Annotated in this window: 28 protein-coding genes; 15 read left to right on the top strand and 13 right to left on the bottom strand. The window is 64.2% G+C overall.

All coding sequences use genetic code 11. From position 1 onward, the window contains the following. Positions 1–3: 3 nt before the first annotated feature. Together AC1RZR_RS05170 and AC1RZR_RS05165 are read right to left on the bottom strand one after the other, a co-directional pair. Positions 4–981, bottom strand: coding sequence for a threonine/serine dehydratase family protein (locus AC1RZR_RS05170; RefSeq protein WP_481827849.1), 978 nt, complete (start codon positions 979–981; stop codon positions 4–6). A gap of 203 nt (positions 982–1,184) precedes the next feature. Further along, a complete protein-coding gene (locus AC1RZR_RS05165; protein WP_477268691.1) occupies positions 1,185–1,508 on the bottom strand; it encodes a hypothetical protein in 324 nt (107 codons plus the stop codon). A gap of 174 nt (positions 1,509–1,682) precedes the next feature. Between AC1RZR_RS05165 and mbfA the strand changes: the two genes are divergently transcribed. Next, positions 1,683–2,666 (top strand): iron exporter MbfA, encoded by a 984-nt coding sequence (gene mbfA / locus AC1RZR_RS05160; RefSeq protein WP_481827848.1) that lies wholly within the window; start codon positions 1,683–1,685, stop codon positions 2,664–2,666. 18 nt (positions 2,667–2,684) lie between these two features. Here the strand turns inward: mbfA and AC1RZR_RS05155 are convergent, their stop codons facing one another. The 3 genes from AC1RZR_RS05155 to AC1RZR_RS05145 all read right to left on the bottom strand — a co-directional run bounded on the left by AC1RZR_RS05155 (position 2,685) and on the right by AC1RZR_RS05145 (position 3,671). Continuing rightward, a complete protein-coding gene (locus tag AC1RZR_RS05155) occupies positions 2,685–3,029 on the bottom strand; it encodes an antibiotic biosynthesis monooxygenase family protein (protein ID WP_481827847.1) in 345 nt (114 codons plus the stop codon). After that, positions 3,026–3,358, bottom strand: a complete 333-nt coding sequence (locus tag AC1RZR_RS05150) for an NIPSNAP family protein (protein WP_379094105.1) — start codon at positions 3,356–3,358, stop codon at positions 3,026–3,028. The genes AC1RZR_RS05155 and AC1RZR_RS05150 overlap by 4 nt, the downstream gene beginning before the upstream one ends. Before the next feature lie 97 nt (positions 3,359–3,455). Further along, positions 3,456–3,671: a DUF1127 domain-containing protein gene (locus AC1RZR_RS05145; RefSeq protein ID WP_481827846.1), complete on the bottom strand. Its 216-nt coding sequence runs from the start codon at positions 3,669–3,671 to the stop codon at positions 3,456–3,458. Positions 3,672–3,739: 68 nt separating this feature from the next. On the opposite strand from AC1RZR_RS05145, the gene AC1RZR_RS05140 reads away from it, so the two are divergent. After that, positions 3,740–4,414: an ArsR/SmtB family transcription factor gene (locus tag AC1RZR_RS05140; RefSeq protein WP_477268687.1), complete on the top strand. Its 675-nt coding sequence runs from the start codon at positions 3,740–3,742 to the stop codon at positions 4,412–4,414. 46 nt (positions 4,415–4,460) lie between these two features. On the opposite strand, the gene ligD is transcribed toward AC1RZR_RS05140, so the two are convergent. Continuing rightward, entirely contained in the window at positions 4,461–6,986 is a 2,526-nt protein-coding gene (gene ligD, locus AC1RZR_RS05135) for a DNA ligase D (protein ID WP_481827845.1), read from the bottom strand. Positions 6,987–6,999: 13 nt separating this feature from the next. Beyond that, positions 7,000–7,872, bottom strand: a complete 873-nt coding sequence (gene ku / locus AC1RZR_RS05130) for a non-homologous end joining protein Ku (protein WP_481827844.1) — start codon at positions 7,870–7,872, stop codon at positions 7,000–7,002. A 379-nt stretch (positions 7,873–8,251) separates the two neighbouring features. Here ku and AC1RZR_RS05125 point away from each other — a divergent pair, with 379 nt between their 5' ends. From AC1RZR_RS05125 to AC1RZR_RS05105, 5 genes are all read left to right on the top strand, one after another. Then, positions 8,252–8,392 carry a hypothetical protein gene (locus tag AC1RZR_RS05125; protein ID WP_379094091.1) on the top strand — a complete coding sequence of 47 codons (141 nt, stop codon included), beginning with the start codon at positions 8,252–8,254 and terminating at the stop codon, positions 8,390–8,392. A 312-nt stretch (positions 8,393–8,704) separates the two neighbouring features. Next, complete coding sequence (locus tag AC1RZR_RS05120; RefSeq protein ID WP_481827843.1) at positions 8,705–9,043, top strand: thiol-disulfide oxidoreductase DCC family protein; 339 nt, start codon at positions 8,705–8,707, stop codon at positions 9,041–9,043. A gap of 78 nt (positions 9,044–9,121) precedes the next feature. Beyond that, a complete protein-coding gene (locus tag AC1RZR_RS05115) occupies positions 9,122–10,834 on the top strand; it encodes a saccharopine dehydrogenase family protein (protein ID WP_481827842.1) in 1,713 nt (570 codons plus the stop codon). A gap of 136 nt (positions 10,835–10,970) precedes the next feature. Next, positions 10,971–11,345 carry a YciI family protein gene (locus AC1RZR_RS05110; protein ID WP_477268681.1) on the top strand — a complete coding sequence of 125 codons (375 nt, stop codon included), beginning with the start codon at positions 10,971–10,973 and terminating at the stop codon, positions 11,343–11,345. Further along, positions 11,342–12,589: an RNA polymerase sigma factor gene (locus AC1RZR_RS05105; RefSeq protein ID WP_481827841.1), complete on the top strand. Its 1,248-nt coding sequence runs from the start codon at positions 11,342–11,344 to the stop codon at positions 12,587–12,589. Before AC1RZR_RS05110 ends, AC1RZR_RS05105 begins: the two co-directional genes overlap by 4 nt. A 36-nt stretch (positions 12,590–12,625) precedes the next feature. Here the strand turns inward: AC1RZR_RS05105 and AC1RZR_RS05100 are convergent, their stop codons facing one another. The 6 genes from AC1RZR_RS05100 to hrcA all read right to left on the bottom strand — a co-directional run bounded on the left by AC1RZR_RS05100 (position 12,626) and on the right by hrcA (position 18,206). Beyond that, positions 12,626–13,252 (bottom strand): glutathione S-transferase family protein, encoded by a 627-nt coding sequence (locus AC1RZR_RS05100; protein WP_481827840.1) that lies wholly within the window; start codon positions 13,250–13,252, stop codon positions 12,626–12,628. Positions 13,253–13,451: 199 nt separating this feature from the next. Further along, the gene (gene cysK / locus AC1RZR_RS05095) at positions 13,452–14,432 is read right to left on the bottom strand and encodes a cysteine synthase A (protein WP_481827839.1); all 981 of its coding nucleotides are present in this window, start codon (positions 14,430–14,432) and stop codon (positions 13,452–13,454) included. Positions 14,433–14,628: 196 nt separating this feature from the next. Then, positions 14,629–15,246 carry a LysE family translocator gene (locus tag AC1RZR_RS05090; protein WP_481827838.1) on the bottom strand — a complete coding sequence of 206 codons (618 nt, stop codon included), beginning with the start codon at positions 15,244–15,246 and terminating at the stop codon, positions 14,629–14,631. 174 nt (positions 15,247–15,420) lie between these two features. Next, complete coding sequence (locus AC1RZR_RS05085; protein ID WP_477268678.1) at positions 15,421–16,788, bottom strand: PQQ-dependent sugar dehydrogenase; 1,368 nt, start codon at positions 16,786–16,788, stop codon at positions 15,421–15,423. A 111-nt stretch (positions 16,789–16,899) separates the two neighbouring features. Further along, entirely contained in the window at positions 16,900–17,097 is a 198-nt protein-coding gene (locus AC1RZR_RS05080) for a hypothetical protein (RefSeq protein WP_379094055.1), read from the bottom strand. Positions 17,098–17,120: 23 nt separating this feature from the next. Beyond that, positions 17,121–18,206, bottom strand: a complete 1,086-nt coding sequence (gene hrcA, locus AC1RZR_RS05075) for a heat-inducible transcriptional repressor HrcA (RefSeq protein ID WP_379094052.1) — start codon at positions 18,204–18,206, stop codon at positions 17,121–17,123. A 175-nt stretch (positions 18,207–18,381) separates the two neighbouring features. On the opposite strand from hrcA, the gene rph reads away from it, so the two are divergent. The 8 genes from rph (at position 18,382) to AC1RZR_RS05035 (ending at position 24,091) form a co-directional block, all read left to right on the top strand. After that, a complete protein-coding gene (rph, locus tag AC1RZR_RS05070) occupies positions 18,382–19,098 on the top strand; it encodes a ribonuclease PH (protein ID WP_379019093.1) in 717 nt (238 codons plus the stop codon). Between the two features lie 206 nt (positions 19,099–19,304). Then, positions 19,305–19,715 carry a VOC family protein gene (locus AC1RZR_RS05065; RefSeq protein ID WP_477268677.1) on the top strand — a complete coding sequence of 137 codons (411 nt, stop codon included), beginning with the start codon at positions 19,305–19,307 and terminating at the stop codon, positions 19,713–19,715. Positions 19,716–19,729: 14 nt separating this feature from the next. Further along, positions 19,730–20,392 (top strand): RdgB/HAM1 family non-canonical purine NTP pyrophosphatase, encoded by a 663-nt coding sequence (rdgB, locus tag AC1RZR_RS05060; RefSeq protein WP_477269810.1) that lies wholly within the window; start codon positions 19,730–19,732, stop codon positions 20,390–20,392. Then, entirely contained in the window at positions 20,389–21,552 is a 1,164-nt protein-coding gene (gene hemW, locus AC1RZR_RS05055) for a radical SAM family heme chaperone HemW (RefSeq protein WP_477268676.1), read from the top strand. The genes rdgB and hemW overlap by 4 nt, the downstream gene beginning before the upstream one ends. A gap of 53 nt (positions 21,553–21,605) precedes the next feature. Then, positions 21,606–21,929 (top strand): low molecular weight protein tyrosine phosphatase family protein, encoded by a 324-nt coding sequence (locus AC1RZR_RS05050; protein WP_477268675.1) that lies wholly within the window; start codon positions 21,606–21,608, stop codon positions 21,927–21,929. A 23-nt stretch (positions 21,930–21,952) separates the two neighbouring features. Continuing rightward, positions 21,953–22,390, top strand: a complete 438-nt coding sequence (locus AC1RZR_RS05045) for an EamA family transporter (RefSeq protein ID WP_477268674.1) — start codon at positions 21,953–21,955, stop codon at positions 22,388–22,390. Positions 22,391–22,794: 404 nt separating this feature from the next. Beyond that, entirely contained in the window at positions 22,795–23,721 is a 927-nt protein-coding gene (gene rsmI / locus AC1RZR_RS05040) for a 16S rRNA (cytidine(1402)-2'-O)-methyltransferase (RefSeq protein WP_477268673.1), read from the top strand. Beyond that, the gene (locus AC1RZR_RS05035) at positions 23,714–24,091 is read left to right on the top strand and encodes a YraN family protein (RefSeq protein ID WP_477268671.1); all 378 of its coding nucleotides are present in this window, start codon (positions 23,714–23,716) and stop codon (positions 24,089–24,091) included. Before rsmI ends, AC1RZR_RS05035 begins: the two co-directional genes overlap by 8 nt. Positions 24,092–24,175: the final 84 nt, after the last annotated feature.

Genomic DNA, 24,175 nt, shown 5'->3' with positions numbered 1-24,175 from the left:
ATTCTAGGCCGCCGCCATGATCTCGGCATAGGTACCGAAATCGACATTGCCGCCGGACAGCACCACGGCAACGCATTTGCCTGTCAGCTCGATCTCGCCCGATGACAGCGCCGCCAGCGCCACGCAGCCGCCGGGCTCGACCACCAGCTTGAGATAGGCCATGGCGTCGCGCATCGCCTGCGCAGTCGCCTTGTCGGAGACGGCAATGCCGCCGGCGAGGTTCCTGCGGTTGATCTCGAAGGTGATCACGCCGGGTTCGGCAGTCAGGATCGCATCGCAGATCGAACTGTGGCCCGGCTCGTTCGAAACCCTGGCGCCTGCAGCCAGCGAACGGCGGGTGTCGTCGAAATGCTCGGGCTCCACCGCCCAGACCGCGGTGTCCGGCGAGGCGTCCTTGACTGCAACGGAAATGCCGCTCGACAGGCCGCCGCCGCCGCAAGGGATGATCACCGCGTCGAGGCTGACGCCAAGCGCTTTGGCCTGGCGCATCAATTCGAGGCCGATCGTGCCCTGGCCAGCGATGATGGCCGGGTCGTCGAAGGGCGGCACCAACACCATGCCTTTCTCGATGTAAGGGCGCACCACGCTCATGCGGTCGTCGCGAAAGCGGTCGAACGGCACCACCTCCGCGCCCATCTTGCGGACATTGCCGATCTTCATCGCCGGCGCGTCGGCCGGCATGGCGATGACCGCCTTGACGCCGAACATCGCCGCCGACGCTGCGACGCCTTGCGCATGGTTGCCCGACGAGAAGGCGACGACGCCTCGGCTGCGCTCTTCCTCGCTCAGCGACGACAGCTTGTTGTAGGCGCCGCGGAACTTGAACGAACCGGTGCGCTGCAGCGTCTCCGGCTTGAACAGGATGCGGGCGCCGAAACGCTTGTTAAATTCCTGCGATTCGATCAGCGGGGTTTCGACGATCAGCCCGGAAAGCCGGGCCGCGGCTCGGTGGATGTCTTCTATGCCGGGAGCGGTGGTCATGGCGATCCTGCGAAGCTGTGGTCCGGTCATGGTGCACGGAAAGGGCCGCGCGACACCAACGAAAAAATGTGACCGTTACAAAGTTTGGGAAGTCATGACCGGCGTTTGCGCTGCCCCTAGCCTGCCTGCCGGCATCCTCTCTCCGAATAAGAGACGGGGAGAGGGACTGTCGCCGGCGGCTTCGCCAAACGGCCAACCACCGCTCACCCCAACAGTGCCCGCTGCCGCTTTGTCCCACCCAGTTTGCGCCAGGTGTTGAAGCGATGCGTGGCGGCGGCGAAGGAGATCTTCATCTGCTGGGCGACCGAGTAGCGCGACTTGCCGTCGTCGAACATGCGGTAGCAGCATTCGACGCCCTCTTCGGTCAGCTTGCCGTCCGGGGCCTTGTTGTGCGGATTGGCAGGATCGAATTTCTCCACCTGCTGCTCGACCAGGCCTTTCAGGCGCTGCAGGTCAGCCTCGATGCTGGCGATGAGATCGAGAACGGGCTTTGGGTCATAGTGGTGCGGAGGCTGCTTTGCCGTCATCTGCGGATTCCCTTTTTTAGCTCGGTCCCACATATAGGCGAACATTACCTGATAATGAAGAGGTGAGCCTCGTGCACTGGCTTCAACAATTCTTGACCGCTACCCAAGCGCGCAATTGACCTTGGGCATGTCAAACCCTAGTTTAGAATAATTCTAAACTAGGGTGAATTCCTCATGCTTTCCCGTGTTTTCGGCTTCGGCCGCCGCCCCTTCGAATCGCTCTCCGAACAGGAGATCCTGGCGTTGGCCATTTCGTCCGAGGAAGATGACGGGCGTATCTACCGGGCCTACGCCGACGGGCTGGCGGAAAACTTTCCGCAATCGGCAAAAGTGTTCGAGGAGATGGCCGAGGAAGAAGATGGCCATCGCGACGCGCTGATCGAGCTTTTCCGCAAGCGTTTCGGCGAGCGCATTCCGCTGATCCGGCGCGAGCATGTGAAAGGTTACTTCGAGCGCAAGCCCGACTGGCTGGTGAGACCGCTCGGCATCGAGCATGTGCGCAGCCAGGCCGAGGCGATGGAGCGACGCGCCTTTCTGTTCTATGTCGAAGCGGCCAAGCGCACCACCGACGCCTCGACCCGGAAACTGCTCGACGACCTGGCAGTGGCCGAGCAGGGCCATGAGACCCTGGCGCAGCGCCTGGAGCAAAAGCACGTGCCGGGCGAAGTGAAGGACGAGGAGGCCGTTGCCGAGCAGCGCCAGTTCATCCTCACCTATGTGCAGCCGGGACTGGCCGGATTGATGGATGGATCAGTGTCGACGCTGGCGCCGATCTTCGCCGCCGCGTTTGCCACGCATGACACCTGGCAGACACTCCTGGTCGGCCTTGCCGCCTCGATTGGCGCCGGTATTTCGATGGGCTTCACCGAAGTCGCGTCCGACGACGGCAAGCTGTCGGGCCGCGGCTCACCGGTCAAGCGCGGCCTGACCGTCGGCATCATGACGACGCTGGGCGGGCTGGGCCACGCGCTGCCCTATCTCATCCCGCAGTTCTGGACGGCGACTGTCGTTGCCGCCGTGGTGGTGTTCTTCGAATTGTGGGCCATCGCCTTCGTCCAGAACCGCTACATGCAGACGCCCTTCCTGCGCGCCGCCTTCCAGGTGGTGCTAGGCGGCGCCCTGGTGTTCGCGGCGGGTGTGCTGATCGGGAATGCTTAGCTTGAGAAGGAAGGGCAGTCACCCATTCACCGCCCGGCTATCCTCGGGCGCCTCGGCCCTCGCCGTCAGCCCATAATCGCGCACGACATGGGCGATGCGCAGACGGTAGCCGGCAAAGATACCGCCACGACCGGCTTTCTGCGCCTGCCGGTGCTCCTCGGTGTTGCGCCAGGCCTTGACCGCTTCCTCGTCGCGCCAGAACGACAGCGACAGGATCCGGTTCGGGTCGACCAGGCTCTGGAAGCGCTCGATGGAGAGAAATCCGTCAATGCCGTCGAGCAGCGGCCGCAAGTCGGCGGCGATGCCGAGATAGGCGTCGCGTTTGCCGGCCGCTGGCTCGACTTCGAAGATGACGGCGATCACGGCAGCACCAGTTTCGCGTGCGGGCCGGAGGCCAGTTTCAGGAACATGCGATCCTCCCTATGGATGAACTTTTCGCGGCGGGCGAACTCGTAGTTTGCCTTGCCGGCTGGGTCGGCGGCAAGGCGCGCGCGGTAGGCCTCGTAGGCCGCCAGGCTCTCGATGTTGTAGGCGGCATAGGCAGTCGTCGCCGAGCCCTCATGAGGCGCGAAATAGCCGATCAGATCGGCGCCGCAGCGCGGAATGGCCTGGCCCCAGTTGCGGGCATACTCCTCGAAGGCGGCTTTGCCGAACGGGTCGATCTCGTAACGGATGAAGCAGGTGATGGTCATGGTCGTCTCCTTGGCGGGTTGATTTCGTCTTGCGGCGACATTTCGAGCGGGGTCGAAGCATCCCCAGGGTCGGTGTGCTAGGCAATTCCCTCGCGGGTCATGCCTGCCAGAAGGGTTTCGCGCATTCGCGGCGCACGTCCTGTGGCGTCAGGCCAAGGTCGCGCAGCAAATGATCGTCGATCTCGGCAAGGTCGAGGCGCTGCAGGCGGCGATCATACCAGCGGGCCAGCAGCCGCGAACGGAACCAGGTGACGAACGGGAACCATTGGCGGCTGGGGAGGGGCGCGGAGGTGATAGCGGTTCGTGCGGTCATCGTCGTCTCCTTGATCTGGTTGGAGAATAGTGGTTATCTGACAAGAATGCTTCGATGAGGAACGAACTATGCGTGAAGGACCCGATATTGCCCGCATCGCCAGCCTGGTCGGCGATCCGGCGCGCGCAAACATGCTCAACGCGCTGATGGGCGGCACGGCACTGACGGCGAGCGAACTGGCGCTCGAGGCCGGCGTGTCGCTGCCGACCGCCAGCTCGCATCTGTCCAAACTGATGGAGGGCGGGCTGCTGACGCTGGCGAGCCAGGGCCGGCATCGCTATTACGGCCTCGCCGGTCCGCAGGTGGCGGGCATGATCGAAGCCATCACCGGTGTCGCGGAAGCCGTTGGCCCAAAGCGCGTACGACCGGGTCCGCGCGATGGAGCCATGCGCGTGGCAAGGGTGTGCTACGACCACCTTGCCGGCGAGCAGGCCGTGGCGATGCTTGATCGTCTGGTCGAGAAAGACATACTCTTGCGCGACGATAAGGAGATCAGGCTCGGCCAATCGGCGGCATCGCATTTCGCGGCAATAGGCATCGACGTCGATGCCAAGCCGCGTCGGCCGGTCTGTCGCGCCTGTCTTGATTGGAGCGTGCGCCGCTCGCACCTCGCCGGCACGCTGGGTGCCGCCATCCTCGACAAGATCCTCGCCGAAAAATGGGCGCGCCGCGAGAAAGACAGCCGCGCGGTCATTTTCTCGCCGCCGGGCAAGCAGGCTTTCGAGAAGGTGTTTCTGGGCTGAGATGCCGGGGCGAAGGATCGCCACGCTTGCGCGTATGCGGAAGAAACTAACCGCGCTTCAACACCTTCCCCTGCTTGAAGAAATCCGCCCACGGATCGGCCTCCGCCAGCCGCTTCGACGTCGTCTTGTCGCCGATTGGAAAGGCATTCGGCGCCAGCCCGGCCTCGATCTCGTCCCAGGTCACCGGCATCGACACGGTGGCGCCCTTCTTGGCGCGCGACGAATAGGGCGCGACGGTCGTCGAGCCCCGGCCATTGCGTAGATAGTCGACGAAGATCTTTCCGGTGCGCGCCTTCTTCGACAGCGTCGCCGTGTAGCGGTCGGGGGAGGCCTGTTCGAGCGCCTTGGCGAAATCATGGGTGAAGGTCTTCACCGCTTCCCAGTCCGCCGATGGTTTCAGCGGCACGACGACATGAAAACCCTTGCCGCCCGATGTCTTGACGAAGTTCGGCAACGACAGCTCGTTGAGCTTGCCCCTGATATCGAGCGCCGCCTCGCGCACCGCCTTCACGTCGACGCCTTCATCGGGGTCGAGATCGAAGATGATCTGGTCTGGCCTCTCCAGCTCATCGATCGTGCAGCCCCAGATGTGGATCTCGACCACGCCATACTGAACCAGTGCTGCAACGCCGTCGAAATCGCGGATGAACAGGATCTCCTCGCCGTCCGTCGGGTCCTTCATTCGGGCGATCTTGTCGCTCATGCCGGCCGAGGCATGTTTCTGGAAGAAGCGCGGGCCGCCGACGCCGTCCGGCGCGCGCACCAGGCTGAGCGGCCGGTTGACGATAAATTGCTCCATCCGCGGCCACACCAAGGCGTAGTGATCGAGCAAGCCCTGCTTGGAGATCTTTTCCTCGGGCCACAGCAGCTTGTCGGGATGAGAGAGTTTAACCGTGGTCGTCATTGCTCCGGCAGGATAGGTGGCGCCGCTTGCCGCCGGCTTCGTTTTGGCCGGGTTCTTGTCTGTCGATGCCTTGCCTGTCGATGCCTTGGGCTTTTCCTGCACGACTTCCTCCGCCGGCTTGTCCTCGCGCAATCCCTGGAACGAGGCATGGCGTATCATACGGTCGGATGTCCAGCTGCGGAACTCCACTTCGCCGACCAGTTCGGGCTTCACCCAGACCAGGCCCTTGCCCTTCGGCACGGCCGCATCGAACGGCGAATCCTCCACCTTCAGCGCATCGAGTTTTGTCTTGAGGTCGATGGCGCCTTTGGTGGAGAAGCCGGTGCCGACGCGGCCGGCATAGTGAAGCTTGCCGCCCTCGTGATAGCCGACCAGCAGCGAACGCAAGCCACGCCCGGTCTTGTCCGACGGCAGAAAGCCGCCGATGACGAACTCCTGCCGCGCCGTGCATTTCGATTTCACCCACGAAGGACCACGCCCGCTGCGATAGGGCGCATCGGCGCGCTTGGAGACGACGCCTTCCAGCCCCATGCGGCAGGCGTGCTCCAACATGATCTTGCCGGGCTCGGCGAAATGGTCGGAGAAACGGACCGCCGCATTCTCCGGCTGCCTGCCAAGCAGGTCCTGCAAGGCCTGCTTGCGCTCGACCAGCGGTTCGCGGCCCAAATCCTTCCCATCGAGCCGCATCAGGTCGAAGGCATAGTAGACGAAGCGATCCGTTCGTTTCGCCGACAGATCGGCCTGCAGCAGCGCGAAGGAGGAAACACCGCTGTCGGCGAGCACGACGATCTCGCCGTCGATGATGGCGTCGCTGCATTTCAGTCCGGCGAGTTCCGCGACGATCGCCCTGCCGAATTTTTGCGTCCAGTCGAGGCCGGTACGGGTGAGCAGCCGCACCTCGGTGCCGGCAATCTGGGCCTGCATGCGATAGCCGTCGAACTTCACTTCGTGCAGCCAGTCCTTGCCCGGCGGTGCCTCCCGCTCCAGCGTCGCGAGCTGCGGCTCGACAAAGTCGAGCCGGCCGCCGGCTTTCGCGTTGCCGGCGGCCGGCTTGTTGGAATGCCAGACCTTTGGTTTCTTGCCCTTGGCAGTCTTGCCCTCGCCGACCTCCTCGATCGTCAGGCCCGACTTCACCGATTCCGGCGCGTCCTTGAGAATATCCTCGCCTGGGCGCGCGGCGGCATCGTCCGACTTGATCAGCAGCCAGTTGTCGCGTTTTTCGCCGGCGCGCGGCTTCAACCGTACCAGATGCCAGAGCCCATGCAGCTTGTGGCCCTTGAGCTCGAAGCTGATGTGGCCCTTCTTCATCGCTTTGGCCGGGTCGATTTCGGGCGTCCAGGTGCCCTCGTCCCAGACGATGACCGAGCCGCCGCCATATTCGCCCTTGGGAATGGTGCCCTCGAACGGCGCATAGTCGATCGGATGGTCCTCGACATGAACGGCCAGCCGTTTCTCATGCGGGTCGAGGCTCGGGCCGCGCGTCACCGCCCAGCTCCACAGCACGCCGTCATGCTCGAGGCGAAGGTCGTAATGCAGCCGGGTCGCCGCGTGCTTGTGGATGACGAAGATACCGCCCGCCTTGGCGTTCTCGCCGCGCGCGACCTTGCCTGCCGGCTCGGCGGTCTTCTTGAAATCGCGCTTGGAGTGGTACTGTTCGAGGCTGGCCATCTCTACAGTGTCCTCAGGCCGATTTGTGCTTGGCAGCAGCGGCTCTCGGCTTGGCGCGCTTGGCCGCCGGCTTGGCTTTCGCCGACGTGGAAGCCTTCGACGAGCCGGCATCCGACGACAGGCTCTTCTTCAACGCGTCGAACAGGTTGACGACATTGGACGGCCTGGGCACTGCCTTGGCCTTCGGCGCCTTCTTGCCGGCCTTCCGGGCGCGGATCAGCTCCAGCAGCGCATTCTCGTATTTGTCTTCGAATTGCGATGGATCGAACTTGGCCCTCTTCTTGTCGATGATCCGCTCGGCCAGATCGGTCATTTCGTGATCGCTCTTCACCTCCTCGATGTCGCCGAAGACAGTAGCCGCCTCGCGCACCGTGTCGTCGTAGCGCAGTGTCGTTAGCACCATGCCCTTGCCGCGCGGTTCGATGACCACCGGGTGTTCGCGGCTGTAGAGCACGATGCGGGCCAGCCCCGCCATCTTCTTGTCCGCCATGGCGTCGCGGATGACAGCGAAAGCCTCTTCCGACATCTTGTCGGCCGGCGCCACATAATAGGGCGTGTCGAGATAGATCTGCTGGATCGAGGTTTTGTCGACAAAACCTTCGAGGCTCAACGTGTGCGAGGACTCGATCTGCATCGCCTCGATCTCGTCTTCCTCGATTTGAAGGAAATCGCCGTCGTTGACTTCATAGCCCTTGATCTCGTCGCCATCGCGCAACGGCTTGCCGCTTTCCGCATCGACATAGATGCGCTTCACCGTGTTGCCGGTCTTGCGGTTCAGCACCCGGAACGAGACCTTCTCGGCGTGGCTGACGACGTTGGTCAATTCGACGGCACAGGTGACCAGCGACAGCTTCAGATAGCCCTTCCAGGCCGGACGCGGCGCCATGATTTTTTTCCCTTCAACAACCCGATGAGGGTGAGAACGGACAGACGCCGCTCCAGTTCCGCGCCAGCACGCTGATTGGGAGGACCAGGTTCGCCTGGGGCTTTGTGGCGGCCAGCATGGAAATTTCCTGGGCGCGGCAGAAATTGAAACAGAACCGCGCGCGGGCGACATCCAAACGAAACATATGTGATGCAAAAGTCACATTGGCAGAAATGTTGACGGACTACACGCAAAGACCCCGAATCAGCCGCATTCCGGCCACGAACCAAGGCCTTTTCGACCAGATATTAACATCGTGTTCACCGACTATTCACGCCTCGACGCTATGATGACCGCAATTCGGAAGGGACATCCGAAAATCGGGACAGGGACAGGTAAAATGAACTTCCTCACGCACCTCATCGGCTATGCCGCCGCCATCCGCGAATTCGTTTCGCCGACCTATCGGCCGGAGCGCTACTACATGCGCGGCCCCGGTCCGGCTAGCGCCCGTCGCGGCAATTCGCTGGGCGCGCGCTGACCATGACCTTCGAGAGCCGCCACGATAGCCGGATCTGCAGGCCGGCCGCAGAATCCCGCGCCACCACCTATCGCGCCGAGCGTTCGGTTTTCGCCGACAGACGGCGTGCGACATCGCCACGGCTTTGATGCCGCCTCTGGCTGGCTTAGTGTCTCAGGGCACAAGCAGCCGAGGCCCGCGTGACCGACCTTCGCCATTCAAGTCGGCTCCATCCAAGTCGACCCAAGTCAAGCCATCCCTCTGAACCTCGAAGCACGCCACCCGCTGATCGTTTTCGACGGCGTCTGCGTGCTGTGCTCCGGCTTCGTGCGCATGGTTGTCAGGGTCGACCGCAAAAGCCGCTTCCGTTTCGCCACCGCGCAGTCGCCGTTTGGCGAGGCGCTGTTCAAAAAGCACGGGCTGCGTACGAACTCCTACGAAACCAATCTCGTCCTGGTCGACGGCGCCGCCTTCACGCAGCTCGACAGCTTCGTTGCCGTCATGGCGGAGCTCGGCTGGCCATGGCGGGCGGCCAAGCTGCTGTTGCTGCTGCCGCGCCCGCTTCGCGACTGGCTTTACAACCGCATCGCCAAAAACCGCTATGCCTTGTTCGGCCGGAAGGAGAGCTGTGACATTCCTTCGGCGGAGCTGCGGGGACGGCTGATCGACTAATGCTTGTCGCTCAAAAGTGGCCCCGGTTTTGAGACAACGTCGCGCATCGAAACAAAGAGGCGCTTGGGGGAACGGCGGATGAAGCTTCTCGTTGTCGGCGGCTACGGCATTTTTGGCGGCCGCATCGTCCAATTGCTGGAGAACGAACCGCGCCTGACCGTGATCGTCGCCGGACGATCCTTGGCCAGGGCCGAGGCGTGGTGCGGCAGGCGTGGCGCTGTCGCAGCGCGACTGGTGCCGGCGGTGTTCGACAGGGATGGTGAGCTGGCCGCACAACTGGCGTCGATGCGCCCCGATACGCTGGTCGATGCCAGCGGTCCGTTCCAGGCCTATGGCGAGGGGCGCTATCGCCTGATCGAGGCCTGCATCGGGCAAGGCGTCAACTATCTCGATCTTGCCGACGGGTCTGATTTCGTCGCCGGCGTGCCGGCTTTCGACGCGGCCGCGAAGCAGGCCGGGTTGTTCGTGCTGTCAGGTGTTTCCAGCTTTCCTGTGCTGACGGCGGCGGTGGTGCGCCGGCTGGCATCCGAAATGACACGGGTCGACGCCATCCGTGGCGGCATCGCGCCGTCGCCCTATGCCGGCGTCGGCGAAAATGTCATTCGCGCCATTGCAGGCTACGCCGGCCAGCCGGTCGCACTGGTGCGCGACGGCGGCAAGGCGCAAGGCCATCCGCTCACCGAACAGATGCGCTATACGATCGCGCCGCCCGGCCGCGTGCCGCTCAACGATACGCTGTTCTCGCTCGTCGACGTGCCGGACCTGCGGGCTTTGGCGGAACTCTGGCCGCAGGCGAAAACCATCTGGATGGGCGCCGGTCCGGTTCCCGAGATCCTGCATCGCGCCCTGATCGGACTTGCCTGGCTGGTGCGTCTGCGGCTGCTTCGCTCGCTGTCGCCAATGGCTCCGCTGATGCATTGGGCGACCAACCGGCTGCGCTGGGGCGAGCATCGCGGCGGCATGTTCGTCGCGGTGGAGGGGGCAGACCAGTCCGGCGCGCCGGTCAAACGCTCATGGCATCTCCTGGCCGAAGGCGACGACGGGCCGCTGATCCCGTCGATGGCGGTCGAGGCCTTGGTTCGCAAAGCGCTGGACGGTCATGCGCCCGCGGCCGGCGCTCGGGCGGCGGTACGCGATCTCGAATTTGAGGACTACGAAGCCCTGTTTGCCGGCAGGACGATCTACACCGGCTTTCGCGACGACAGCGCCGCCAGTGCCGATAAACCGCTCTATGCCGCCTTGCTCGGCGAGGTCTGGCAGGGCATCCCCAAGGAAATCCGCTCCATGCATGACCGCGCGAGCATGGCCGAGGGCCGCGCCAGTGTCGAGCGCGGGAACAATATCCTTGGCCGGCTAATGGCATCGCTGGTCAGATTTCCCAAGGCGAGCGCCGATATTCCGGTGCAGGTCCGTTTCGACGTCGACAAGGATGGCGAGACCTGGACGCGGACATTCGGCACGCACCGCTTTTCCAGCCGCCAGTTTGCTGGCCGTGGCCGTTCGCAGCGGCTGCTGTGCGAGCGATTTGGCCCGCTGACCTTTGCCATGGCGCTGGTGACCGAGGACGGAAAACTGTCGCTGGTCCTGCGCCGCTGGAGCATCCTCGGGCTGCCATTGCCGATGTGGCTCTGTCCGCGTTCGACATCGTTTGAGACTGTGAAGGATGGACGCTTCCGCTTTCATGTCGAGATTTCGCATCCGCTCACTGGGCTGATCGTGCGCTATCGCGGCTGGCTGGAACCGGTGGATTCGGATGGCTCCAGCCGGGCCGTGTCCGCAGCCGCCGGCTAGCGCAGTCGGCGCATCTCCTTGCACAATGGCCGGCCAGGGGCGAAAAGTTTTTTCTGGCGCCTGTCGAAATCGGGCAATGCCGCGCGACATACGTCCGGCTCGCAACGACGCGGCCCTGTAACCACGGGAGATGACCATGCAGTATCTGCTTCTTATCTATTCGAACGAAGCCGGAATGGCAGCCGCGCCCAAGGAGGCGGCCGTTCAGATGAGCGCCGCCTATGGCGCCTATACCGAAGCGATGAAGAAGGCCGGCGTGTTCCTGGCCGGTGAGCGATTGAAACCGACAAAGATAGCAACCACCGTACGCGTGGCCGGTGGCAAGACCAATGTGATTGATGGCCCTTATGCCGATACCAAGGAGCAACTCGGCGGCTACTATTTGATCGAGGCGGCCGACATGGACGCGGCGATCTCGTGGGCGGCGCGCTGTCCCGGTGCCAGCACCGGCACCATGGAAGTGCGGCCGATCTGGCCGATGGCAGAATACATGCCAGAATACACTGCGTGACGGCTGTGAGCGCAGACACGGCCCGGGCGGCCGCCGAGGCCGCCGCCCGGCAGAGCTATGGCAAGCTGGTTGCCTGGCTCGCGGCGCGCACGCGTGACGTGGCCGCCGCCGAGGATGCGCTGGCCGACGCCTTTGCCGCGGCACTCGAGCGCTGGCCGCGAACCGGCGTGCCCGAAAAGCCGGAAGCCTGGCTGCTGGCGGTGGCACGGCGGCGGCGTGTCGATGCGGTGCGGCGGCGGCTGACCAGCGAAGCCGGCCGCGAGCATCTCAAGCTGATCGCGCAGGAGATGGAGGCGCGCATGACCGATGAGGACCTGCCCGACGAACGGCTGCGGCTGATGTTCGCCTGCGCGCATCCGGCGATTGAATCGAGTGTGCGGGCGCCGCTTATCCTGCAGACCATCCTGGGCTTCGATGCCTCGACGATCGCCTCTGCCTTCCTGGTATCGCCGGCAACGATGGGACAGCGTCTGGTACGTGCCAAGGCCCGCATCCGGGAAACCGGCATTCCGTTCCGCGTGCCGGAACGGGCCGAACTCGGCGAGCGGCTGGATGCGGTGCTGGAGGCGATCTACGCCGCCTTCGCCGAAGGCTGGTCCGATCCGGCAGGCACCGAAACGCAGCGCCGCAACCTGGCGACCGAGGGCATCTGGCTTGGCCGGCTGGTGGCCTCGCTGATGCCCGATGAGCCGGAGGCGCTCGGCCTGCTGGCGCTGATGCTGTTTGCCGAGGCGCGCCGCCCGGCGCGCCGTGACGGGGCCGGAGATTATGTGCCGCTGGCCGAGCAGGATTGCGCGCTTTGGGATCACGATTTGGTCGACGAAGCGGAATCCCTGCTCCGCCGCGCCGCCACCATGGGCGTCATCGGCCGCTACCAGTTAGAGGCGGCGGTGCAGTCCGTCCATGCGGCGCGGCGGCTGACCGGCCTGACCGACTGGGGCGCGATCCGAGGCTTCTACGATGCGCTGTCGGTCATCGCCGGCTCCCCGGTGGTGGCGATCAACCGAGCCGTGGCGATCGCCGAGGCCGAGGGCGCCGCGGCGGGACTGGCGGCCCTTTACGTGCTGGGCGACGACAAGCGGCTTGATGATTATCAGCCTTATTGGGCAGCCCGTGCGGGGCTGCTGGCCAGGCTGGGCACAATCGGGAAAGCGGTGGAGGCCTATGATCGGGCGATTGGCCTGGAACGCGACCCGGCGGTGCGCCGCTTCCTGCAAGGAAAACGGGCAGCGCTCAGGAATTAGGCGTCGAAGGATGGAACTTCGCCGCCGGCAATCCGCTCAGGCTGGCCACATCTCGTGCGACAGGTTGAGCGTCTGCATCAGCGGATGTTCGCGCAGCCCGGCCCACAGACGTTCAACGTTCGGCCAGGCCGCTCGCGCCCTGTCGGCGTCGGGATGCCAGGCCACCAGCATGACGAGATAGATGTCGGCCAGTGACATCCGGTCGCCGACCAGCCAGTCACGGCCCTCAAGAGCGGTATCGAGAACGGCGAAGCCGCGATCCATCTCGGCAATGGCTGCCTGCTTGACCGCCTTCGTGCCGTCGGCATCGGTCGTGTAGCGATGGGCGTAGTACAGCCGCAGGATCGCTGGATAGAGCACCGACGACATGAAGGCCATCCAGCGCAGGAAGTCGACGCGGGCCGGCGCGTCGACTGCCGGCGCCAGGCCGGCATTGGGGTGCCGCTCGGCAAGCAGGATGCAGATCGCCGCTGATTCGGTCATCGAGCGGCCGTCCGGCAAGGTCAGCACCGGAACCTGGTTCAACGGACTGATGTCGAGGAACGCCGGATCGGGCCGGTCCGCCTTCGGCACGTCGATCTGCTCGAATGGCGCGTTCGCCAGCGCCAGCGCCGCCTCGACGACGAAGCCGCCGCTGCCCGCACGGGTGTAAAGCTTGTACATGAAATCCTCCCCCCGGCCCGCGCAAAGCAGGTCGAGGGCGATATGAACCGGAAGCAGGGTCCTGCTCAAGCCGGTGGCGTCGGCCACGGCCGGTTTTTCGGCGGGCCAGGCGGAAACGCCGATGCAGAACTTTTGATGCCGGCAGGAGAGAGAGAGAGAGAGAGAGAGAGGGCGCGAAGGATCGCGCCCAATCGGTTCCCTACGCCCCCAGCCCCTCAAATAGGATTGTCGACAAGTAGCGTTCGGCGAAGGACGGGATGACCACGACAAGGTTCTTGCCCTTGTTCTCCGGCCGCGAGCCGACGACGATTGCCGCCTGCAGGGCCGCGCCCGACGAGATGCCCACCGGCACGCCTTCGAGGCGGGCGACGAGGCGGGCATTGGCGACCGAATCCTCGTTCGAGACCTTGACGATCTCGTCATAGATCGTGGTGTCGAGGATTTTTGGCGCAAAGCCGGCGCCAATGCCCTGGATCTTGTGCGGGCCGGGCTGGCCACCCGACAACACCGGCGAGGATTCCGGCTCGACGGCGACGACATGCACCGAGGGCTTGCGCGTCTTCAGCACCTGGCCGACGCCGGTGATGGTGCCGCCGGTGCCGATGCCGGCGACGAAGATATCGACCTCGCCATGCGTATCGTTCCAGATTTCCTCGGCCGTCGTCGTGCGATGGATTTCCGGGTTGGCCGGGTTCTCGAACTGCTGCGGGATGATCGCGTTGGGGATCGTCGCGGCCAGTTCGTCGGCCTTGGCGATGGCGCCCTTCATGCCTTTCGGGCCCTCGGTCAGCACCAGTTCGGCACCGAGCAGCGCCAGCATTTTCCTGCGCTCGATCGACATCGTTTCCGGCATGGTCAGGATCAGCTTGTAGCCCTTGGCGGCGGCGGCGAAGGCAAGCGCGATGCCGGTGTTGCCAGACGTCGGTTCGATCAGCGTCGTCTTGCCGGGAGAAATCTTGCCGGAGGCCTCCAGCGCCTCGATCATCGCCACGCCGATACGGTCCTTGACCGAGGCGATCGGATTGAAGAATTCGAGCTTGGCGATGAGATTGGCCACGATGCCCTTTTCCTTGGCGAACTTGTCGAGCCGCACCAGCGGCGTGTCGCCGATCGTGTCTGTGATGGAATTGTAGACGCGGCCGCGACCGGGCACGCGGGCAGGGGTGACGGGCTTGTTCATTGGTTTCGCTCCCAGGACTTCAGGCAAGTGAGAATTTCAGGCACATGGCATTGCAGCCGGCAAGATAGGGCCTTCGGTCGCGCAAGATAGCCTGTCGGTCGAAAATATCGAGTGGGGCCCGTGTCTAAAACATCAGGCTCCCGGAAAAGCATTTCCCGGAAAAGCCTGCCCCTGGAATGTTTTGGCCGAAAGCGGCCTACTGGCGGGCGGCAATCGCCGCCGCGGCGCCGACCATGAAGCCGGCGGCGGTACGGTTCAACGCCTTGAGCGCGCGCGGCGACTTCAGGAACCAGCGCGCCTTGGCCGCCAGCGCCAGATAGGGCACCAGAACCACGAGGAGCACGACAACCGTCAGTGCGACGAGAATGCCGTAATCGGCCAGCGTGATCGTCTTCAGGTCGACGATGGTCGGTGTGATCGCCAGGTAGAAGATCATCGTCTTCGGATTGCCGAGCGTGACGGCGAGGCCGGCGATGAAGCTTGAAACCAGCCCGCCCTTGCCCTTCTTCGCCTCGACCGTCTCGGGCGTGATGCCGCTGGTCCAGAAGCGCCAGCCAAGGAAGGCGAGGTAGGCGACACCGAGCCATTTGATGGCCAGGAAAACCATGCCGAAGGTCTGCGCGACGAAGGCAAGGCCAAGCACCACGGCGGTCAGATAGGTGAGATCGCCAAGCATCAGGCCAAAGGACATCGCCAGCGACGAGCGGAATCCGGAGCCGAGCGCCCGCGCGACGAGCGCGGTGACGCCGGGGCCGGGAATGGCGGCGGCGATGCCGAGAGCGGCACTGTAGGCGAGGAAGCCGGTAAGGGTCATGGTTGCGGCCTTGCGCGTCAAAAGTCTTGGTCTTTATGCATCTCGTTGTCCCAAAACCGCTGCGTACTTTTGCGCGACATGCATTATGACGGCGCCTTATGACACAAGGTCAACCAGGCGTGAATTCCCTGGAGCCGGATTCGATTGCACCAAGCCGACATGCGCCCAGGCGCATCAGGAGCGGCCGCCATAGGTGACGCGCCAGATTGTGCCGTTGCCATCTTCGGTCACGATCAGCGCGCCATCCCCGGCCACCGCCACGCCGACAGGCCGTCCCCACACCTCGCCGTTGGAGACGACGAAACCGGTGATGAAATCCTCATACTCGCCGGTCGGCTTGCCGTCCTTGAACAGCAACCTCACCACCTTGTAGCCGGTCCTGTTGCCGCGGTTCCATGAACCGTGCAAGGCGACGAAGGCGTCGCCTTTGTATTCGGCCGGAAAGCCGGAACCGGCGGGCAAGTTTTTTCCGTCGTAGAAGGCGATGTTGAGCGGCGCCGAATGCGCCTGCATCAGCACATCGGGAATGGTCGCCTTGCCGGCAAGGTCGGGGCGTTCGCCCTTGTGGCGCGGATCCTCGTTGTTGCCGATATAATACCAGGGCCAGCCATAGAAGGCGCCGTCCTTGACCGCGGTCGCATATTCGGTCGGCACATTGTCGCCGAGCGCATCGCGCTCGTTGACGACGCACCACAGCGCGCCGGTCGCCGGCTGAACGGTCATGCCCGAACAGTTGCGCAGGCCGGTGGCGACGATGCGGCCATTCTTGCCGTCGGGGTCGAAGGCCAGCACATCGGCGCGGCCGTCTTCAGACCCCCAGGCGGCACCCAGCGGCTTCGACTTCGCCCAGGCGTCGAGGCCGCCATCCGGCTCCCTTGTCATGTCCTGCGCGACATTCGAACCCGAGCCGACCGACAGGTAAAGCGTCTTGCCGTCCGGCGAGAAAACGATGTCGCGGGTCCAATGATGACTGGCAGGGATGCTATCGACGATGGTTTCCGGATCACCGGCGGCCTTCAGGTCGCCATCGCGGTAGGCAAAGCGCACGATGCCGTCGCTGTTGGCGACGTAGACCCATTGCGGATCATTGCCCGGCGGATAGAAGGCGATGCCGTAGGGCTGGTTGAGATCGCCAGCAAAGATGCCGTCCTTCGCCAGCTTCGCGCTGCCCTCGGCGAGACGATAGACGCGGATCTGGTTGGCTTGGCTGTCGGCGACGAAGAGATCGCCGTTCGGCGCGATGCGCACGACGCGCGGATTGTTGATACCCGACGCGATCAGCTCGGCCGAAAAGCCCGGCGGCAGCTTCGGCTTCGCGTCAGCTGGCCTTTCGACCAGGCCGGCGCTGTTCGAGGTGGATTTGCTGACGTAAGGCCTTGGCAGGTCCTCCGGCCTGATCAGGCGGCGCACCCCCGGCCTGTCGGCGCGCCAGTCGCCGAAGGCGGCCGCGCCTCTCAGCACCGGCTGCTCCGCCTGCTGGGCGAATGTTATGGCGGTGAGAAACAGTGCCGCGGGAATAGCCAGCCCGGCCGATCGGATCATTCTGTTCTCCAATTCCGGCCACAGAGACCGGTTGCGAAGAGAACAAACGGGCAGTTTCGTCGATCGTTCCGTGGCACACGATGAGTTCAAGTGAAACGGAGGTTGCCAGCCTCAGTTGCCGGCGGCGTAAAAATCGTCGTCGAGGCGTTTTTCCAGTTCGACGAGATCGGCCGGCAGCGGCAGGCCCATGGCGCGCATTTCCCGCAGTTTTTCGCGCAACTGCTCGTGGATTTCGTGCTGGTCTTCCGGCTGGTTGATCATCTCTTCCAGCAACAGGCTGATCCGGGCCTTGAATTCTTCGAGCGCCATCGTCGTCTCCTCGGTTACCCAGCTCAACGCAGCATGCGGGAAATCAGCTGCGCCGTATAGTCGACCATCGGCACGATACGGGCATAGTTGAGCCGGGTCGGGCCGATGACGCCGAGCGCACCGACGACGCGGGCATCCTTGTCGCGATAGGGCGCGACCACCAGCGACGAGCCCGACAGCGAAAACAGCTTGTTTTCCGAACCGATGAAGATGCGCACGCCCGATCCCTGTTCGGCCAGGTCGAGCAGCTGGATCAACCCGTCCTGCGTCTCCATGTCCTCGAACAGGTGGCGCAACAATTCGATGTCGGCCTGGGCGGTAACGTTTTCGAGCAGATTGGCGCGGCCGCGCACGATGAGCCGCGCCGGCAGGCCGCTGTCGGCGCCCGCCCACACCGCCAGCCCTTTTTCGACCAGGTCCTGCGACAGCGTGTCGAGCGCGGCCCTGGTCTCTTCCTTGATGCGGGCAATCTCGATCCGCGCCTCGGCCAGCGTGCGGCCGCGAATATGGGCGTTGAGGAAGTTCGAGGCTTCGTGCAATTGCGAAACGGTGATGCCGGCCGGCAACTCGACGACGCGGTTTTCGACGTCGCCATTCTGCGACACCAGCACCGCCAGCGCCTTGGTCGGCTCGAGCTGGATGAATTCGATATGCTTCAGCGCCACCTCGTTCTTGGCGGCCAGCACCAGGCCGGCGCCGCGCGACATGCCCGACAGCATCTGGCTGGCCTCGGTCAGCATATGCTCCAGTGTCGCGCCTGAGCCGGACGCCCGGACCTGCGCCTCGATGGTGCGCCGCTCCTCGTCGGAAAGGTCGCCGAGTTCCATGAAGGCATCGACGAAGAAGCGCAGGCCGGCCTGCGTCGGCAACCGGCCGGCCGAGATGTGCGGCGCATAGATCAGGCCGAGATGCTCGAGGTCGCTCATCACATTGCGGATGGTGGCGGGCGATAGTGAGGACGGCAGGATGCGCGACAGGCTGCGCGAGCCGACCGGTTCGCCGTCCTTCAGGTAGGAATCGACGATGCGCCGGAAGATGTCGCGCGAACGCATGTCGAGCGACTGAAGCGCGGGCGACAGCAGACTGGGTTCGGCGACTGCCTTGGTCATTCGGCCAAAAACCTCCGGCCCAAGGATATAGACTTCACCACGGCCCGCGCAACCGGTGTCTGAGTCAGATCACCCGCTGTCTGAGTCAGATCATCCGGCCATTTTCCTTTGCGCCACGCGCCCCATGTGGTTACAAGCCGGCCAAGAATCCGAAAAATGACGGGAAAGAGCCTGAATGCGCCCCTCCAAACGCCAATTCGATGAAATGCGCGCCATCTCCTTCGAGCGCGGCGTCTCCAAGCACGCCGAAGGCTCATGCCTGGTGAAGTTCGGCGACACGCATGTCCTGTGCACGGCCAGCCTCGAGGAGAAGGTGCCGGGCTGGATGCGCAATTCCGGCAAAGGCTGGGTCACGGCGGAATACGGCATGCTGCCGCGCTCGACCGGCGAGCGCATGCGCCGCGAAGCCTCCGCCGGCAAGCAGGGTGGCCGCACGCTGGAAATCCAGCGGCTGATCGGCCGCTCCTTGCGCGCCGTAGTCGACCTGCAGGCGCTGGGCGAACAGCAGATCACCGTCGACTGTGACGTTATCCAGGCCGATGGCGGCACCCGCACCGCGTCGATCACCGGCGGCTGGGTGGCGCTGTATGATTGCCTGCGCTGGATGGAAGCCCGCCAGATGGCCAGCGTCGCCAAGGTGCTGAAGGATCATGTCGCGGCGATCTCCTGCGGCATCCATGACGGCCAGCCGGTTATCGACCTCGATTATCTCGAGGATTCCTCTGCCGGCACCGACGCCAATTTCGTCATGACCGGCAAGGGCGGCATCGTCGAGATCCAGGGCACCGCCGAGGGCGAGCCTTTCTCCGAAGAACAGTTCGCAGCCCTGATGGGTCTGGCCAAGAAGGGCATCCAGCGCCTGGTCAGCCTGCAGCAGATGGCGGTGGCTTAGTTTTTTATGCCGAGCTTGAGCGCCCCCCTTTGGCCTGCCGGCCATCTCCGCCTCCAGGGGGGAGATCGGCTTTCGCCAACTGTCGGCGGCGCGATTTGTGCGGAGGCGCTGAAGCTGCCGATCTCCCCATTTGAGGGGGGTCCGAAGGACGGGCCGAGACCGGTGGCTCGGGCCAGGCAAGCCGGCAGGCCAAAGGGGAGCGCTTCGTGACGCCTCCCGCAATCCTGGAATCCGCTCTCTACGTTACAGACTTGCAAGCCGCCGAAAGCTTCTACGCCGACGTGCTTGGACTTCCCCTCCTCGGCAAGGTCGACGGTAGGCATCTTTTTTTCCGCTGCGGGCCTGGCGTGCTGCTCATCTTCAACGCCGAGGCGACGAAAGTGCCGCCCGCAGCCGACGCGAGACTGAAAGTGCCGCCGCATGGCGCGGTCGGCGAGGGTCATCTGTGCTTTGCGGCCAGCGCCGACGAGATCGCGGAGTGGAAAGCGCATCTTGAAGCAAAGAAGATCGCCATCGAAAGCGAATTTGAATGGCCGCAGGGCGGCCGTTCGATCTATATACGCGACCCCTCGGGCAATTCGATCGAATTCGCCGAGCCACGAATCTGGGGCATATGATGCATTCGCCAACCATTCACTCGCTTGACGGAAAAAAGATCGTCGTCGCCAGCCACAATGCCGGCAAGCTGCGCGAATTCGCCGATCTGATGGGGCCGTTCGGCTTCGAAGCGAAGTCGGCCAAGGACTATGGCCTGCCGGAACCGGACGAGACCGGCACCACCTTCGAGGAGAACGCCTACATCAAGGCGCTCGCCGCTGCCCAGGCGACCGGCCTGCCGGCGCTGTCGGATGATTCCGGCCTGTGCGTCGACGCGCTCGACGGCGCGCCCGGCGTCTACACCGCCAACTGGGCCGAAACCCCGGACGGTTCGCGTGATTTCGGCATGGCCATGCAGCGCACCGAAGTGGCACTGCAGGAAGTCGGCGCCGCCTTGCCGGAACAGCGCACGGGGCGCTTTGTCGCCGTGATCTGCCTGGCCTTTCCCGACGGTGACGCCGAATATTATCGCGGCGAGGCCGAAGGCACGCTGGTCTGGCCGCCGCGCGGCGAACTCGGCTTCGGCTACGACCCGGTGTTTTTGCCCAACGGCTTCGACAAGACCTTTGGCGAGATGAGCGCCGAGGAAAAGCACGGCTGGAAACCCGGCCAGCCGACCGCGCTGTCGCACCGCGCCCGCGCATTCCAGAAATTCGCCCAGGCGCGATTGGATCTGGCCAGATCGGGCTCGGTATGAGCATGCTGCTTGACCGGGCGCCCGGCTTTGGCGTCTACGTCCATTGGCCGTTCTGCGCGGCCAAATGCCCCTATTGCGACTTCAACAGCCACGTCCGCCACCAGCCGGTCGACCAGGACCGCTTCGCCGCCGCTTTCGAGGCCGAGCTTGCGACAATGCGCGAGCGTACCGGGCCGCGTGAGGTGACCAGCATTTTTCTCGGCGGCGGCACACCGTCGCTGATGAAGCCGGAAACCGTGGCCAGGGTTTTGGACGCCGTGGCGAAGAACTGGACGGTGCCTGATGGCATCGAGGTGACGCTGGAGGCCAATCCGTCCTCAGTCGAGGCCGAACGTTTTCGCGGCTACCGGGCTGCAGGGGTCAATCGCGTGTCGCTCGGCGTGCAGGCACTGAACGATGGGGATTTGCGTTTCCTCGGCCGGCTGCACAATGTCGAAGAAGCGCTTCATGCGATCGGTCTGGCGCGAGAAATCTTTCCGCGCCTGTCCTTCGACCTGATCTATGCCCGGCCCGGCCAGACGCCCGACGCCTGGCAGGCCGAGCTCGAACAGGCGATCAGCCATGCCGCCGATCATCTGTCGCTCTACCAGCTGACCATCGAGGAGGGGACGCCCTTCCACGCCCTGCATGCGGCGAAGAAATTCATCATTCCCGACAACGACGCCGCCGCCGACCTCTATGCGCTGACACAGGAGATCACATCGGCGCACGGACTACCGGCCTACGAGATTTCCAACCACGCCCGGCCGGGCGCCGAGAGCCGGCACAATCTGACCTACTGGCGCTATGGTGAATATGTCGGCGTCGGGCCGGGCGCGCATGGCCGCTTCGTCGAAAACGGGCGCCGCACGGTCACGATCGCCGAACGGATGCCGGAAACCTGGGCCAATCTGGTCGAGGCCAAGGGCCATGGCGTCACCGGCGGCGAGATCCTGACGCGCTCGGAAGAGGCCGACGAATTCCTGCTGATGGGCCTGCGGCTGGCCGAAGGCATCGACCTCTCGCGCTACGAGGCGTTTTCCGGACGCGCTCTGTCGAGCGCGCGACTATCGGTGCTGCAGGGCGAGGGGCTGGTGGCGCCGATCGGCAACGCTCGGCTCCGCGCCACGCCGACCGGCATGATCGTGCTCGACGCCGTGGTGGCGGATCTGGCGCGCTGAAGCATGATCCCGAAAAGTGGGTCCCGGTTTTCGGACAAGATCATGTTCGGTCCTTGAAAAACGTCCTCTTCGTCTGCAGCCAGAACCGCTTGCGCAGCCCGACCGCCGAGCAGGTGTTTTCCAAGCGCAGGGATGTCGAGGTCGCGTCGGCCGGAACCAACCACGATGCCGACACGCCGTTGACGCATGGACTCGTCGCCTGGGCCGACATCATCTTCGTCATGGAAAAGGCGCACCGCGCCAAGCTGCAGAAGAAATTCAAGGCCAGCCTGAAGAACGCCCGGGTCATCTGCCTCGACATACCGGACGACTATGAATTCATGGACCCGGTTCTGATTCGCCTTCTGGAAACACGCGTTTCGCGATATCTCGGTTGAGACGTCATCCGCGAGGCCACCGAATGAACCTGACCGTTTCCTCCTGGCAATTCTGGGCACTGTTGTCGGCGGCTTTCGCAGCGCTTACGGCGATCTTCGCCAAGGTCGGCATCGAAAACATCAATTCGGATTTCGCCACCTTCATCCGCACGATGATAATCCTCGTCGTGCTCGGTGCCATCCTGCTGGCCAGCGGCCAGTTCCAATCACCGGCTACGATCTCTGGAAAGACCTGGCTTTTCCTCGGCCTGTCCGGTCTGGCCACCGGAGCCTCGTGGCTTTGCTACTTCCGCGCCCTGAAGATCGGCAATGCGGCGCAGGTGGCGCCGATCGACAAGCTAAGCGTCGTGCTTGTGGCGGTGTTTGGCGCGATCTTTCTCGGCGAGCGACTCTCCGGAGCGAACTGGCTTGGCGTCGCCCTTATCGCGGCGGGGGCGGTGCTGGTCGCCTATCGGGGCTAGCGGTACGCCGTTGCGGGCGTTTTTCGTTTCAAGACGGGTGATGAAGATATCGAAGCGATTGGGCATCGTCCGGTCAGTGCTCCGTCGTGCTGTCGGTTTCGGAAAGTTCTACGCTCGCGGGTAAAGTGCGCGCGGCAGGCTCTTGGCCCGGGGTGCTCTCGGGTTTGGCAGCCAGGCGCCTGTCCCTAGGCTTGGCAACGCGCTTGCGGCCGGCATAGTAGGGCTCGAAAGCGTCCTGTATCGTCAGGGTGTCCATCCTGTCCTCCTCCGGAATCAGGAGCTAAATCTGCCGAACCCGGTTTCGTTCCCCACTGTGGCAAAGGAATGGCGGAATCTCACATCGATCCACGCTTTTGCAACCGGGCGTGAGCCGTGCCAAACAGGGCTGAACGGAGAAGGCATCAGTGACCGGCGAGACAGCCAAGCGCAGCTATGTGGTCGGGCAGACCGAGATCGCGGCCCGCCCGCTCGAGCCGGCGCTCTACCTGGTGGCGACCCCGATCGGCAATCTCGCCGACATCACGCTGCGCGCGCTGGAAACGCTGGCCGCCGCCGACATCGTCGCTTGTGAGGACACGCGGGTTTCACGCGTGCTGCTCGACCGTTACGGCATTCGCCGCCGCACCACGGCCTATCACGAGCACAATGCCGGCGAGGCCGGGCCGAAACTGATCGCGGCACTTCAATCTGGACAGAGCGTGGCGCTGATTTCCGATGCCGGCACGCCGTTGGTGTCCGATCCTGGCTACCGGCTGGTCGGCGAGGCGATCGATCATGGCATTCGCGTCGTACCGATCCCTGGTCCGTCGGCGCCACTCGCGGCGCTGACGGCGTCCGGCCTGCCTTCCGATGCGTTCCTGTTCGCCGGCTTCCTGCCGGTCAAGACCGGGCAGCGGCTGACGCGGCTGGAAGCGTTGAAAGCCGTGCCGGCGACGTTGATCTTCTTTGAATCGCCGCGCCGGCTGGCCGAGTCCCTCGGCGCCATGGTCGAAGCGCTTGGCGGCGAGCGCAAAGCTGCGATTGGCAGGGAATTGACCAAGACTTTCGAGGAGATGCGCACCGGCACGCTGCAGGTGCTGGCCGACCACTATGCGGCGGCCGATACGCCGAAGGGCGAGATCGTCGTCTGCATCGGCCCCGCCGAGGCCAAGGCCGACGAGCCGGCCGACATCGACCGCCTGTTGTTGTCGCTCGCCGCAGAAATGCCTGCCTCCAAGGCGGCGGCGGAAGCCGCGAAAATGACCGGCGGCCAGAAACAGGCGCTCTATCGGCGGCTGCTGGAGCTCAGGGATGCCGCCGAAGACCCCATCGCGGAAGGCGACGGTGGCTGAGCGGCCCAGCGCCAGTCGCCAGAAGGCCTATCGGCGCGGCCATCGCGGCGAATGGCTGGCGGCGGCAGCGCTGATGCTGAAGGGCTACCGGATTCTCGCGCGCCGTCATCGCACCCGCTTCGGCGAGATCGATCTGATCGCCCGGCGCGGCGACCTGGTGCTGTTCGTCGAGGTCAAGGCGCGCCGCACGCTGATCGAGGCCATGGAGGCGATCGGCCATGAATCGGAGCGTCGCATCGAAGCGGCTGCCGACATCTGGCTGTCGCGCCAGTCCGACTATGGCAAACTGTCAATGCGCTTCGACATGGTCGCGGTGCTGCCCTGGCGCTGGCCGGTGCACATCGAGAACGCGTTTTATGGAAGGAATTAGGGGAGAACCGTTGCTCGCCCTTCGCCTGGCGCAGGGCGTTCGTCGTTCGGAAAACCAAGCAATTGGCTTTCAGTCCGCTTCGCG

Source organism: Mesorhizobium bavaricum (assembly GCF_056781655.1).
This window is presented reverse-complemented; position numbering and strand designations above follow the sequence as displayed.